General features: G+C 68.5%; 9 protein-coding genes. 4 read left to right on the top strand and 5 right to left on the bottom strand.

Annotated elements, in window-relative coordinates:
• The first annotated feature begins 170 nt into the window (after nt 1-170).
• Both cheB and B7G54_RS34520 read left to right on the top strand, forming a co-directional pair.
• Nucleotides 171-1,175 (top strand): chemotaxis response regulator protein-glutamate methylesterase, encoded by a 1,005-nt coding sequence (gene cheB / locus B7G54_RS34525; protein ID WP_085043181.1) that lies wholly within the window; start codon nt 171-173, stop codon nt 1,173-1,175.
• 67 nt (nt 1,176-1,242) lie between these two features.
• Entirely contained in the window at nt 1,243-2,310 is a 1,068-nt protein-coding gene (locus B7G54_RS34520; protein WP_085043180.1) for a response regulator, read from the top strand.
• 27 nt (nt 2,311-2,337) lie between these two features.
• Here B7G54_RS34520 and B7G54_RS34515 read toward each other — a convergent pair whose 3' ends face one another.
• Together B7G54_RS34515 and B7G54_RS34510 are read right to left on the bottom strand one after the other, a co-directional pair.
• Complete coding sequence (locus B7G54_RS34515; RefSeq protein WP_085043179.1) at nt 2,338-4,587, bottom strand: putative bifunctional diguanylate cyclase/phosphodiesterase; 2,250 nt, start codon at nt 4,585-4,587, stop codon at nt 2,338-2,340.
• 335 nt (nt 4,588-4,922) lie between these two features.
• Nucleotides 4,923-5,939, bottom strand: a complete 1,017-nt coding sequence (locus B7G54_RS34510) for a LysR substrate-binding domain-containing protein (RefSeq protein WP_085043214.1) — start codon at nt 5,937-5,939, stop codon at nt 4,923-4,925.
• Between the two features lie 134 nt (nt 5,940-6,073).
• On the opposite strand from B7G54_RS34510, the gene B7G54_RS34505 reads away from it, so the two are divergent.
• Together B7G54_RS34505 and B7G54_RS34500 are read left to right on the top strand one after the other, a co-directional pair.
• Nucleotides 6,074-7,924, top strand: coding sequence for a sulfatase family protein (locus B7G54_RS34505; protein WP_085043213.1), 1,851 nt, complete (start codon nt 6,074-6,076; stop codon nt 7,922-7,924).
• A 232-nt stretch (nt 7,925-8,156) separates the two neighbouring features.
• Nucleotides 8,157-9,092 (top strand): AraC family transcriptional regulator, encoded by a 936-nt coding sequence (locus tag B7G54_RS34500; RefSeq protein WP_085043178.1) that lies wholly within the window; start codon nt 8,157-8,159, stop codon nt 9,090-9,092.
• Here B7G54_RS34500 and B7G54_RS34495 read toward each other — a convergent pair.
• The 3 genes from B7G54_RS34495 to B7G54_RS34485 are packed head-to-tail and all read right to left on the bottom strand — an operon-like array spanning nt 9,055 to nt 13,620.
• Nucleotides 9,055-10,569, bottom strand: a complete 1,515-nt coding sequence (locus B7G54_RS34495) for a hypothetical protein (protein WP_085043177.1) — start codon at nt 10,567-10,569, stop codon at nt 9,055-9,057. The two genes, B7G54_RS34500 and B7G54_RS34495, sit on opposite strands and share 38 nt — an antisense overlap.
• A 1-nt stretch (nt 10,570) precedes the next feature.
• Nucleotides 10,571-12,031: a DUF6765 family protein gene (locus tag B7G54_RS34490; protein ID WP_244289468.1), complete on the bottom strand. Its 1,461-nt coding sequence runs from the start codon at nt 12,029-12,031 to the stop codon at nt 10,571-10,573.
• Nucleotides 11,986-13,620 carry an LVIVD repeat-containing protein gene (locus tag B7G54_RS34485; protein WP_085043176.1) on the bottom strand — a complete coding sequence of 545 codons (1,635 nt, stop codon included), beginning with the start codon at nt 13,618-13,620 and terminating at the stop codon, nt 11,986-11,988. The genes B7G54_RS34490 and B7G54_RS34485 overlap by 46 nt, the downstream gene beginning before the upstream one ends.
• Nucleotides 13,621-13,655 lie beyond the last annotated feature (35 nt).

Genomic DNA, 13,655 nt, shown 5'->3' with positions numbered 1-13,655 from the left:
AATTTTTCGATTGCCGCCGCCCGCGCCGCATGACAGCATGCGGGCGTCGCCAACCCAAAAGAATGCCGTGCCGCCCGGCCGCCGATGCCGCGCGGCAGCGCCGAACAGGCAGCCCCTTCCATGAACCCGGCCCCCCTCCAACATTACGAACCGACCGGAGAATTCCGCTTGTGAACATCGGCATCGTCAACGACCTCCCGCTTGCCGTCGAGGCGATGCGCCGCGCGATCGCGCGACGGCCCGAGCACCGTGTGCTGTGGGTCGCGACCGACGGCGCGCAGGCCGTCGAACTGTGCGCCGCGCAGCCGCCCGACGTCGTGCTCATGGACCTGATCATGCCGAAATTCGACGGGATCGAAGCGACGCGGCGGATCATGCGATCCGAACGACCGTGCGCGATCCTGATCGTGACGAGTTGCATCGGTGCGAATGCGTGGCGCGTGTTCGAGGCGATGGGCGCCGGCGCGCTCGACGCGGTCGATACGCCGCGGCTCGGCGACGGCTCGGCCGGCGACACGACCCGGCTGCTGCTCGCGAAGATCGACCAGATCGGCCGCCTGCTCGACGCACCCGGCAGCTCGCGCCTCGCCGGCACGGCCCCGCGCACCGGCGGCGGCCCGCTGGTCGCGATCGGCGCATCGGCCGGCGGCCCAGGCGCGCTCGCGTCGATCCTCGGCGGCCTGCCGGCCGATTTCAATGCACCGATCGTGATCGTGCAGCACGTCGACCGCGCGTTCGCCGAAGGCATGGCGCAATGGCTCGATGGGCAGACGCCGCTCGCGGTTCGCGTCGCGCGCGAAGGCGACCGCCCGCAGCCGGGCGTCGCGCTGCTCGCCGCAACCGACGACCACCTGCGCATCACGCGCGCCGGCACCCTCGAATACACGCGCGAGCCGGCCGCCACGCCGTATCGCCCGTCGGTCGACGTGTTCTTCAACAGCCTGACCGAGCACTGGCCCGGCCGCGTGATCGGCGTGCTGCTCACGGGGATGGGCCGCGACGGCGCAATCGGCCTGAAGGCACTGCGGATGAAGGGCTACCATACGATCGCGCAGGACGAGGCGACGAGCGCCGTGTACGGCATGCCGAAGGCCGCCGCGACGCTCGGCGCGGCGCGCGCGATCCTGCCGCTCGGGCGCATCGCGGGCGAACTGGCGGCGCTCGCGAGAATCTGAGCCCGACGATGAACACGCGCAACAGCCATGCCTGCCGCTGCAACAACCGCATCAACCCGCATCGACCATGACCATTGACCTGACTCGCCCGCCAGGCGGCCCCTACACGCCGCCCAACGACGTGCCGGCGATGGTGCTGCTGGTCGACGACCAGACGATCGTCGCGGAGGCCGTGCGGCGTGCGCTCGTCAACGAGGAAGGCATCGATTTCCACTACTGCCCGCGTTCGGACGACGCGATGGCCACCGCGATCGAGACGCGGCCGACCGTGATCCTGCAGGATCTCGTGATGCCCGGCACCGACGGGCTGAGCCTCGTGAAAGCGTACCGGACGAATCCGGCGACGCGCGACGTGCCGATCATCGTGCTGTCGACGCAGGAAGAGCCCGTGATCAAGAGCGCCGCGTTCGCGGCCGGCGCGAACGACTACCTCGTGAAGCTGCCCGACCGCATCGAGCTCGTCGCACGGGTGCGCTACCACTCGCGCTCGTACATGAACCTGCTGCAGCGCGACGAGGCCTATCGCGCGCTGCGGCAATCGCAGCAGCAGTTGCTCGAAGCCAATCTCGAACTGCGGCGCCTCACGCATTCGGACGGCCTGACCGGGCTGTCGAACCGGCGCTATCTCGACGAATACCTCGCCGCCGAATGGCGGCGCGGCACGCGCGAGCGCAGCGAGCTGTCGCTGCTGATGATCGATGTCGACAACTTCAAGCTCTACAACGACACGTACGGCCACGTATCGGGCGACAGCGTGCTCAAGCAGATCGCGTCGACCATCGAGCGGTGTCTCGGCCAGTCGGGCGATCTCGCCGCGCGTTTCGGCGGCGAGGAATTCGCGGTCGTGATGCCGGCCACGTCGCCGGGCGCCGCGCGGCTGCTCGGCGAGAAGATCCGCCTCGCGGTCGAGGCACTGCGGCTGCGGCACGCACATTCGTCGACGGGCAACACCGTGACGATCAGCATCGGCGGCGCGAGCATCGTGCCGATACCGGGCCTGCCGACGACCGTGCTGATCGAAGCGGCCGACCGCGCGCTCTATCGCGCGAAGCACGAGGGCAAGAACCGCGTCGAGATCGATGCGACGCCGACGACGCCGCTCCCGGGCGGTTTCGGCGCGCCGCGCGTCGACTGAACGCCGAACGCCGAACGCGCGCCGCGCTCACGCGGCGCCGAGCCGGCGCGCGTAGTCGCCCGGGTCAAGCGGGCGGCTGAACAGATAGCCCTGCTGCATGTCGCAGCCGATCTGCTGCAGGAACCACGATTGCGCCTGCGTCTCGACGCCTTCGGCCGTGACCTTCATCCCAAGCGAATGGGCCATCGCTACGACGGCCTGCGTGATCGCCACCGAGTCGTGATGATCGGGCACGCCCGACACGAACGAGCGGTCGACCTTCAGGTTGTGCAGCGGAAAGCGCTTCAGGTACGCGAGCGACGAATAGCCGGTGCCGAAGTCGTCGACCGAGATCCGCACGTTCATGTCCGTGAGCGCCTCGAGCATCGGCAGCACGGTGTCCGTGTCGTTCATCAGCAGTCCTTCGGTAATCTCGAGCTCGAGCGCGGACGGATCGAGCTGCGTCTGCGCGAGGCAGCGATCGACCGATTCGACGAGCCCTTCGTGGAACTGCCGCGGCGACAGGTTAACGGCCAGCATCAGGTCGGGCGCGATCGTGCGGCGCCATTCGGCTGCCTGCCGGCACGCCGTTTCGAGCACCCACTGGCCGATCGCGACGATCAGCCCCGTATCTTCCGCGACCGGAATGAACTCCGCCGGCGACATCGGCCCGAGCTCGGGGCTCGTCCAGCGCAGCAGCGCCTCGGCACCGACCGTGCGGCCGCTGCGCGCATCGACGACGGGCTGATACGCGAGCCGCAGCATGTCCGACGAGACCGCGCGCCGCAGCGACTGCTCGATCGCGAAGCGGCGCTGCAGCCGCAGGTTGAGCTGCGCGGTGAAGAACGTGAAGTGGTTGCGGCCGCGCTGCTTCGCGTCGTACATCGCCGAATCGGCATTGCGCATCAGCGTGACGGCATCGTCGCCGTCGCGCGGCGCGACGCTGATCCCGATCGACACGCCGAGCCAGTATTCGTTGTTCGCGATCGCGAACGGCTTCGCGATCGCATCGATCACCTCGCGCGCGAGCACCGCGAGCCGGTCGGGATCGTCGCAATCGTCGACGAGGATCACGAACTCGTCGCCGCCGACGCGCGTGAGTGCGTACTGGCCGCTGCCGCAGGCCGCGAGCCGCGCGGCGACGCTGCGCAGCAGCGCGTCGCCCGCGTCGTGGCCGGCCGTGTCGTTGACCTTCTTGAAGCCGACGAGATCGATGAACAGGATCGCGACGCGCGCGGGCCCGCCCGCCGCATCGCGCCCGCCGAACAGCTCGCGCATGCGGTCGCCGAGCCAGCGTCGGTTGTAGAGGCCCGTCAGCGCATCGCGCGTCGCCAGGTAGCGCAACTGCTGCTGCGCTTCGCGCACGGGGCCGATGTCGTTGAACGACACGAGCACCGAGTCGGCCTGCTTCTCCCCCGGCTTCACGATCGGCACCGCGTTGCCGCGCACCCAGATGATGTCGCCGTCCGCGAGGCCGAAGCCGACCGTGTAGCCGAGCATCGGCGTGGCCGTCTCGAGCGCGCGCCGGCTCGGCCAGTCGTCGGGCGCGATCGGCGTGCCGTCCTCGTGCAGCTTGCGCAGGATCACCGTCGACAGCCGGCGGCCGACAAGGTCGCCCTTCACACGCATCATCCGGTTCGCGCTCGGGTTGCTCGCGACCACGACGCCGTCGCGCGACACGACGAGGATCCCTTCGTTCAGGCTGTTGACCACGAGCCGGTGATGTTCCTCGCTGCGCGCGAGCTGGCGCGCGATCCGGTCCTGGTGCACCGCAAGGCCGACACTGTTGCCGATATCGCGCAACAGTTCGGCTTCCTCGTCGCTCGGCCGGCGCGGCGTGCGGTGATAGACGGCGAACGCGCCGAGCACGGTGCCCGTTTCGTCAAGGAACGGTACCGACCAGCACGCACGCAAGCCCAGCGGCAATGCGATGGCACGGTAGTCGGCCCACAGGGGATCGGTTTCGATGTCTTCGACGGCGACCATCCGGCGCAGGTACATCGCCGTACCGCACGAGCCGGCCACCGGCCCGATCGATGCGCCTTCGATCGCCGCGCTGTACTGGGCGGGCAGCGATGGCGCAGCGCCGACGTGCACGTGCACGCCGTCGATATCGAGCAGCAGGATCGTGCACGACGCACCGTCGCCGAGCAAAGCCTCGGCACGCCGGCAGACTTCGACCAACAGCTCCGGCAGCGGTGTGTTGCGCGTGATCAGCCTCAGCACGCTTTGCTCGGACGCCAGCACTTCCGCCGCGAGCCCGAGACTGTAACGAGAACTTTGCGGTTCGGTATTCAAGATGAATCCTGCCGTCTGTCCGATCGGGTCTGATGCGCCCGATTCGTTTTCGAGCCTTCGTGCCGTTTGTCGCTCCGGGTTTACGCCGATGCCCGGTGCGCCCCGTATGGCGCGCGGTGCCACGCGTACCGAAATACATTTAACACCAATCCGTGACAACCCGCGCGTCCACGTGCATCAGGGGTTACGCGCGGTCGGTGCCGCGTTGGCGGCCGGCGGTCAGCTTGCGGAAAGACTTGCACGCCGCGCGACGGCGCTGGGCAAGGCCGAGCCCGGTCGCACCGCGCTTGCCGACGGTTTGTCAGATTGTGGCGGCGCCCCGGCTCCGTTGGCGGTCATGCGAGCGCGCCGGGATCCGTGCGCGTGACGGCCTTCAACGCATCGATCGCGGCCGCGACCGACACGCCCGCGGGCGCCGCATACAGCGCGCCGACCGTGTCAGGCATCGTCGACAGCTTCAGCGGCAACCGGCCGACGCGCTCCCCTGCGCGTGCGGCCAGCTCGAACGCGCGGGCCGACTGCACGAACAGGCAAGGCGACTGCTCGGCCACCGCGCGGTTGGTCTGCCATGACACCGATTCCATCAACACGGACGGCGGCGGCAGGCCCGCCTTCGCGAACTCGGTGTCCAGCGCCGTGCGCGCGGGCGACCCGAGCGGCGGCGCGATCCACGGAAACGCGGCAACATCGCGCCAGCCGATCCGCGCGCGCCCGAGCAGCGGATGGCGCGGCCCGCATACGACGATCATGTCGTCGCGATACAGCGGCGCGACGTCGAGCCCCGCGCTCAGCGCCGACGCATCGAGCCGGCACACGAGCAGGTCGAGCTCGCGGCGCTGCGCCTGCGCGAGCATCCGGTCGAGCGTGTCCTCGCGCACGTTGAGCTGCACGGGACGGCCGGCTTCCCGCAGCCACGCCAGCGCGCCCGGAATCAGCTGGGGCGCCATGTTCGGCAGCAGGCCGATCGACACCGGGCGGCCGGTGCCGGTGCGCAACGCGTCGAACGCGGGCGCGACGCCGCGCATGTCGGTCAGCACACGGCCGATGCATTCGAGCAGCGCGTCGCCGTAGGCGGTCGGCGCGACGCGCCGCGACGTGCGTTCGAACAGCGGCAGGCCGAGCGATTCCTCGAGCTCGCGCAGCCATTTCGACAGCGCGGGCTGCGTGATCGACGCAGCCTCGGCCGTGCGGGCGAAGCTGCGCGTGCGACCGAGCGTGTCGAGCGTTTCCATGTCACGCACGCGCAGCCGGCGCAGCGCCTGCGCGATGCGCCGCTCGTGGGCCGGCGCGCCGGGCGGCACGAGCGGTTCCGGCTGCGTGCGGCCGGCCGGGGCGCGTGGGTCGTGGGTCACGGGCGTCTCCGTCATTCATGTTCGTCAGGTTATCGATCGATCCCGATCTTTCATCGATCGATACGCGATCCTGCCGCATAGTCGTCGGCGTGAAAACCCCCGGCACGAGCCGGCAAGACCAGGAGACAGCCGACGTGAAAGACGATCAGGACACCCCCGCCGCCGAACCCACCCCGCGGCGCCAGTTCCTCAAGCTGGCCGGCGCGGCCGTCGCGGCGGCCGGCTTCGGCGCCGACGCGCTGGCCGCGAACACGCCGCCGGCCGCCCCGGTTGCCGCCGGCGCGGGCGCCGATCCCGCGCCCGCGTTCCACGGCGCGACGACCACGCCCGCCGCGCCGCCCGCCGGCTACAACATCCTGTTCATCCTGACCGACCAGGAGCGCCACTTCGACCGCTGGCCGTTCCCGGTGCCGGGCCGCGAAGCGCTGCGCCGCGACGGCATCACGTTCATGCACCACCAGATCGCCGCGTGCGTGTGCTCGCCGTCGCGCTCGACGGTCTACACGGGGCAACATATCCAGCACACCGGCGTGCTCGACAACGCGGGCGTGCCCTGGCAAAAGGACATGTCGCCGGACGTGCGCACCGTCGGCCACATGCTGCGCGACGCCGGCTACTACGCCGCGTATCTCGGCAAGTGGCACCTGAGCGCGTCGATGCACGAAACCGCGAGCCCGTACACGGCGCCCGTGGCCGACTACAACCGCACGATCCGCTCGTACGGCTTCGACGACTATTTCGGCGTGGGCGACCTGATCGGGATGGTGCGCGGCGGCTACCAGTACGACGGGATCACGGCCGAGGCCGCGGTGAGCTGGATGCGCAATCACGCGCCGCGCCTCGCGAAGGAAGGCAAGCCGTGGTTCCTCGCGGTGAACCTGGTGAACCCGCACGACGCGATGTTCGTGAACACCGACACGAACGGCTCGACGGTGCAGGACGCGAACCACCCGATGCTCGGCAACGCGCCGCCGCCGAACGACGCGCTGTATCGCACGTCGTGGCGCGACGTGCCGCTCGCGGCGTCGCGGCGGCAGCCGTACGACGAGCCGGGGCGGCCGCCCGCGCACGGGATGTTCAACGCCGCGCATGCGAACCTCGTCGGCCGCTATCCGTTCACCGACGAACGCCTGCGCATCTATCAGGACAACTACTTCAACTGCGTGCGCGACTGCGACACGCACGTCGTGCGCCTGCTGCAGTCGCTGCAGTCGCTCGGCCTCGACGAACGCACGATCGTCGTGATGACGGCCGACCACGGCGATCACATCGGCGCGCACCAGCTCGTCGGCAAGGGCGCAACCGCGTACCAGCCGCAGAACCACGTGCCGCTCGTGATCCGCCATCCCGCGTATCCGGGCGGCATGCAGTGCGATGCGCTGACGTCGCACATCGACATCGCGCCGACGCTGCTCGGGCTCACCGGTCTCGACGACGCGCGTCTCGCGTCGATCCGCGGCAGCGCGCTGAAGGGGCACGACCTCACGCGCTGGCTCGCGAAGCCGGCAGACGCGCAGCGGCACGCGGCGCGCGATGCGACGCTGTTCAACTACGCGATGCTGCTCTACTACGACAGCGAATGGATGCTGAAGGAACTGGGCACGATGCGCCAGAAGGGCGTGCCGGAGGACGAGTTGCTGCGTCGTGCGCTCGCGCAGCAGCCGGATTTCCGGTTGCGCGGCACGATCCGCAGCGTGTTCGACGGCCGCTACCGGTTCACGCGCTATTTCTCGCCGCTCGAATTCAACCGGCCGACGACGATGGAAGACCTGTTCGCGCACAACGACGTCGAATTGTTCGACGTCGCGAGCGATCCGGGCGAGATGCGCAATCTCGCGGTGGACAGGAAGCAGCACGGCGAGCTGCTGCTCGCAATGAACGGCCGCCTGAACGACCTGATCGCGAGCGAAGTCGGTGACGACAGCCCCGACGTCATGCCGATCCGCGACGGCAAGGTACAGGTGCAGATCCGCAAGCGGCATTGAAGGCGGCCGGCCGTCTTCCGGAACCGGCAAACATCGGACGATTCCGCGCTCCGTGATCCCGTGCCGTGCGGCCGTTCCGCTCGACCGCGCGCGGGGCGCCCCTTTTCCTCGTCGTCCGGGACAGGTAAGCATCGAGTAAGCATGACGCCCTACAGTGTGCTGATTCTCCAGGGCGGACCATCGCGGCGAGCGCGTGCTTCGCCCGTGTCCAGGCAACATGAAGGGAACAGGCATGCAGAACCGGCCAGCGTTGCGCTATGTATGTGCGAAACACCCCGACGGACGCCGGTCGAACTGGCAACCGCCTGCGGGCTGGAAAAGGCAGCTTGCGACGCCGTCGCGCGGCGTCGTCGCGATCGACCACTACATCGCCGCCGCGTCGGAGCTGATCGATCTCGAAACGACCGAGCCGATTTTCACGCTGCACCTGCGCGCGCCGACGGGATTCGAGATGCGCACGGACGGCAACGGATGGGCCGCGCACGTGATGCGCACGCCGTTGACTTACGTGCCGCCCGGCTTCGCGTGCTCCAGCCGTTGGTCGAACGACATCGAGTGGCTCGCCGTCCATTTCGATGTGGGCTGGCTGTCGCGGTGCGGGCTGCGGTCCAGCACGCCGACCGTCCCGGCCGTGCCCCGCTTCGACGTGAGCGACGATCTGCTCGTGCAGATCATCAGGAGCATCCATGAAGATGCGGTCGCGGGGATGCCGTCGGGGCCGACCTACGTCGAAACCCTGGGCGCGGCCGCGCTTGGCCGCATGTCGTATCTCGAGTCGACGCGAAAGGCCCGGGAGTACACGCATGCGCAGGGGATGCGCCGGGCCGTCGAGTACATCCGCGACAATTTCCGCGATCCGCTGACGCTCGTGACGCTTGCCGAAGCAGTCGACTATCCCGGCGACCTGTATTCGTTCATCCGGAACTTCAAGAAAGCCAACGGGCTGACGCCGCATCAGTACATCGTCGAGACCCGGCTGCAAGCCGCCCGCGACCTGATCGAACGCGGGCGATGCGACGTGACCGAGGCCGCGCTCGCATGCGGCTTTTCGACCACGAGCCACTTCTCCGCCACGTTCCGCAAACGGTGGGGATGCTCGCCGTCCGGGCTCAAGCCGCGTGCCGCGAACCTCACGCGAGCGGCAGCGACAGGATCCACAGGCCGCTGATCGTCAGCGCGATCGTCAGCCCCAGCAACGGCAACTGGTTGAGCACCACGGTGCCGGCCAGCACGCGATGACGGACGGCGATCGCGTGCGTGACGTACACGCTCAGCACATGGCCGGCGAGAATCAGCAGGACCTGCGCATGCCAGATGTAGCCGACGTCGATCAGCAGCGAGGTCGGCGCGACCTGCGCCGGCTCGAGCGCCAGCAGGTTCCAGCCGATGCCGAGCGGATCGGAGAGCAGTGAAAGGATCTGCCGCCTCTGGTCGATGAACAGCGTGAAGTAGTGACACACGTTGTAGAACAGCGCGATCGGCAACAGCAACAGGCAGAATTGCCGCGCAAACGCCCCTCCATCCAGCGTCGAACGCGATCCCGCCGCACCGAGCGCGCAGAAGCCCCGGAACAGGCCATGGTAGGCCAGCCCGACTGCGGCAAAGGTGGCCCACTGCCCGGCGAGCACGAGATCTCCCGCGATCGCGTAGTGGTTTTTCAGCGCCGGAAATACCGCGACGATCAGCGGATAGATGCCGCGCCAGAAGAAAGTGTTCCAGACGGCCGTATCGCGCAAGCCGTCGTAGGCCGTCGACGAAAGCATGAACGACAGGAAGATCACGACGCTCGCGTCCAGCGGCCGCTCCGATGCCATGCCGGCGACCGGATTCCTCAGCCTGATGCCGATTTCGCGCGCCGACACGCGACGCCATTCGAACGGCGAAAGTCGCGCGCACAATCCGCACAGGATGCCGAACGCATCGAAATGCGTGAGCCACACGTCTCGGCCGAAGCAGAACGAACCGGCCAGCGCATAGATCACATAGCCGGCAAGAAACAGGCTCGCGTCTCGCGGCCTTGCCGCGCCGAACAGCTCCAGCGCGATGAGGGCAACGTACGCGATCAGCGCGGGATACGATGCCAGGCCGCGGGGATAGCGATACCGGCCCTTGTCGATTGCCGGAACGCAGCGCGCCGCGATCCGCAGCATCAACGCAAACGGGTTGGTGAGCGCATAGAGGCCGCCGAACACCGCACTGACATAGATCGACCCCAGATAGAACCAGAGCCAGAATCCCGACATGCCGAGGTTGACGAACGGGTTCTGGGTGCCGGCAAGGCCCGACACGATCAGCAGGACGATGAAACCCATGCTGGCGGCCTGCCCCGCTGCGAGCGCCGCGGCCGGTATCCGCCAGTCCCGGCGCCATCGGATCGCCGGCCCGCGCGTGTCCGGAATGCGAGCGCCCGATGCGAACGCCAGGATCATGAAGGACACCACGAGCGTGCCGGTGGCCGCGTACGCATAGAGCCACAAGGGCACAGGCAGGTAGTAGGGAATATTCCATGCATGCGCATCGGCGCAGGTCGGCGCGCATGCGAGAAACGCCGCGCCCCCCGGGGCCAGCCATGCCTTGCGGCGCAGTACCCGGGTGTTGACGGGGGCCGTCGCGCCGCGCGCATCGTATTCGAAGTCGTCGCGCATATCAGTAATCGGATGACGAAATCAGTCCCGTGATCTTCCAGCCGGCCACGCTTCCCTGCTCCGACACCACGCCGATCGTGTCGTAAGGCGCATCGAGCAGCTTGATCAACGCAACGGCACGCTTGTTGCCGCCGGCCGAATCCGGCAACGGAAACACCACGAAAGGCAGGATCGGAGACGGCTTGTCGCCCTCCACGATGAGCGGCAGCACTGCATCGTTCAGCGACCTGAAGACCGCGAACGACGCACGGTTGCGCAAGATCGCCTTGGCGCTTCCCGTCGGCTGCGAAGGCGTCCCGACGGCGAGGTAGGCGCCGTGATCCCGCAGGCGCCAACCGGTCAACTGCTCGACGAGCGGGCCGTCGGGCTTGCCGGTACGACTGGCAGCGAGCGCAGGCAGCCAGCGCTTGTCCACCGGCGACGTCGTGACCCAGTCGTGGAAGAAGCGCGCGTAGAAGTCGACGAGCGCCTTGTCGACGCCGGGTTGCACGGCCGGCGACGCCGGCTTCGGCACGTCACGCCGGCCGTGCCAGCGGACCGCCTGCCACGCGGGGCCGTCCGGCAGGCTCGTGCCGTCGAGGAACGACGTGTCCTTTACGCCGTTCGCGACGAACCAGCCGGATTTCGCGTGCTTGGTACGCGCGTCGATAAAACCGGCGAGCAGCAGCCGGACCTGTTCCCACGGCAGCGCGTTTCTCGACACGCCATTGATCTTCGGATAACGAAGCATCTGGAGATACGTCGATTTCGCCATCGCCTCCGTATCGACGGGCCAACGCCAGGTCATCTCCGCGTCATGGCCGGACGGGCCGCCGCGCTCGACCGGCGCGGCCATCGCCAGACCGGCATCGCATTCGATGCCGTCGCGGCGCCAGTCCGGTACGGAGGGCGTGCCCTGGTGCGCCCACGCGTCCTGCAGCGCATGCAGCGCCCGACCGAACTCGCCCAGCATGAAGGCGGCATTGCGCCCCTCGGCGCGCCGCAGCGTGGCGTCGACCAAGGCGCGCGAGGCCGGGCCGTCGGGCACCACGGCCCGCGCCGCGGCAGCGGCCGGCACCCGGGTCTCGCCCGGATAGTGCGCCGCCTGGGTATCCTGCGCATCGGGCGCGAAGCGCGACAGGCAGGCGAACTGAAGCGGCGACGTCATGTATTCGATCGAGCCGGCATCCATCCGCTGGTCGGCAAGCGCGATGGCGTCGGCCTCGCCGGACGCGAACCCCGCCTGCCGCGCAAGCCAGGCCGTGAGACCGAAGTGCACGTCCGCTTCGAACCCCGAGCACGTCAGCGGCATGGCGAGCGCCGCCAGCAAGGCCAGCGCGGCAACGCCCGGATTTCGCCGGGCACGGCCTCGCGCGCCGGCCTTGCCGCTTGCACCCCCCTCACGCAACGACCTGCGAGCAACCTGTCTGCTGCGCATCAATTGCCGATCTCCGTCGCTTTGGTGCTTTCGGGAAACGGCCACGCACCGTTCTCGAACGACAGCACGAGCAGGCCGTTGTCCTGGCACGCCGTGGTCAGCAGATGGCGGTCGAAGTCGAAATCGAGGCGCGACGCACACCAGTCCGGGCCGCCCGGGCGATACTGGCCGAACATCAGGTGCGCGGAACCGGCGCCCGGGGATTTCGCGGCGGGCGGGTTGTAGTACGCGATTTCCTTCGGCTTGGCCGGATCGCGAATGTCGAAGACGCGCACGCCGGAGTTGAAGTAGCTGCACGCGAGCGCCGTGGCGTTCTCCCGGTTGTCGACGCTGCAGTAGTGCGAGCCGTAAGTGAACGTCGAAAGGCCCAGGATGTCGGGAATCACCTTGCTGCAGTTCTGCACCGCATGCGTTTCGAGTCTCAGCTCGGACACGAGCTTCGGCGCCGCTTCGTTCGACATGTCGTAGATATGGCCCAGCGGGAACGGCGCCATGCCGGCATTGCATGCGGCCTTCACGCCTGCCGCCCCCGGATCCTGGAGGCCGCCCGATCCGCCTTCGTCGACCTCGACCACATAGGGCTTGCCGCCCACCGCGAATGGAATCGTATGCTGCCCCGCACTGCCGTCGCGCACCGGCACCGTTGCGATCCGGTGCATCTGCGCATTGGGGCGACGGCTCTGCACTTCGCTGGTGTCGATGACGAAGAACCCGTTGTCGCCGTTCGAGTTCAGGTTGTCCAGCGGCGGTGCGCCCGATCCGGTCGCCGCGCCCGTGTTGCCGAGGCCGATGAAGTAGGCACGGGTTCCATCCTGGCTCACGGACAGCCCATGCGGAACCGCTCCGAAGCCCAGTTCGGCCATCGTGATCGCCGAGATCAGCTTCGGCCGCGTCGGGATCGTCAGGTCGACTGCGTAGTACGACTTGGAAAACGCGCCGCCGATGTAGTACGTGAAGCCGTCCGGGGAAAAGCCGCCTTCGTGGCCCATCGGCCTGGCACTCGGGAGAATGCCGCCGTCGGCTCCCGTGCCGATGGGTACGCTCGCGAGCAACTGCGGGCGCGTGCAGTCGGTGGCCACGTCGTACAGGTCGACTTCGGGCCCGCCGGCGCCGCCGAGCCCGTTATCGGCGGCGAGAATCCCGCGCGCGACGTTCACGCGCAGCGATTCCCACGGGTCGACCATCGCCGTGGACGTCAGCGAGCTCACCCGTACCGGCCTGGCCGGGTCGGTGATGTCGATCACCGGCACGCCCGGGTTCACGCGCGGCGGCGCATCGGGATTGTTGAATGCCGGGGAGGCGCCCATCGTCGCATGGTAAAAGCAGGTGTGCCCCTGCCGGTCGGTGTAGGTCGCGGCCGACCACGACGCGCCCTCGCCCTGCACCTGGCTGACGCGCTTCAGGTTGCAGTTGAAGCCGCCGAATCCGGACTGGCGCAGCGCGGCAGGCACCTGCCCTTGCAGCGCCGTCTCGGGCGTGTCGCCCGGGCCGCAGCCGGGCACCCGCGGCACGACGTAGTCCGCCACCGATACGGCGGGCGTCGCACTCGTCACGTCGTTGTCGTCTCCGCCGCAGCCGGCGAGCATGAAGGTACCGAGCGATAACGCGATCGCTGTACGGGTCAGTGCTTGCATCCTTGTCTCCTCCTGTTTCGAAATTCGTCTCTATC

It is taken from the genome of Burkholderia puraquae (assembly GCF_002099195.1).
Taxonomy (GTDB): domain Bacteria; phylum Pseudomonadota; class Gammaproteobacteria; order Burkholderiales; family Burkholderiaceae; genus Burkholderia; species Burkholderia puraquae.
Note: the sequence above shows the minus strand (reverse complement) of the source record. Positions and strands in the feature narration are given on the sequence as shown.

Coding starts and splice junctions, on each gene's coding strand:
- B7G54_RS34485 (WP_085043176.1), bottom strand. CDS start 13,620: ATGCAAGCACTGACCCGTACAGCGATCGCGTTATCGCTCGGTACCTTC.
- B7G54_RS34495 (WP_085043177.1), bottom strand. CDS start 10,569: ATGCGCGACGACTTCGAATACGATGCGCGCGGCGCGACGGCCCCCGTC.
- B7G54_RS34500 (WP_085043178.1), top strand. CDS start 8,157: ATGCAGAACCGGCCAGCGTTGCGCTATGTATGTGCGAAACACCCCGAC.
- B7G54_RS34520 (WP_085043180.1), top strand. CDS start 1,243: ATGACCATTGACCTGACTCGCCCGCCAGGCGGCCCCTACACGCCGCCC.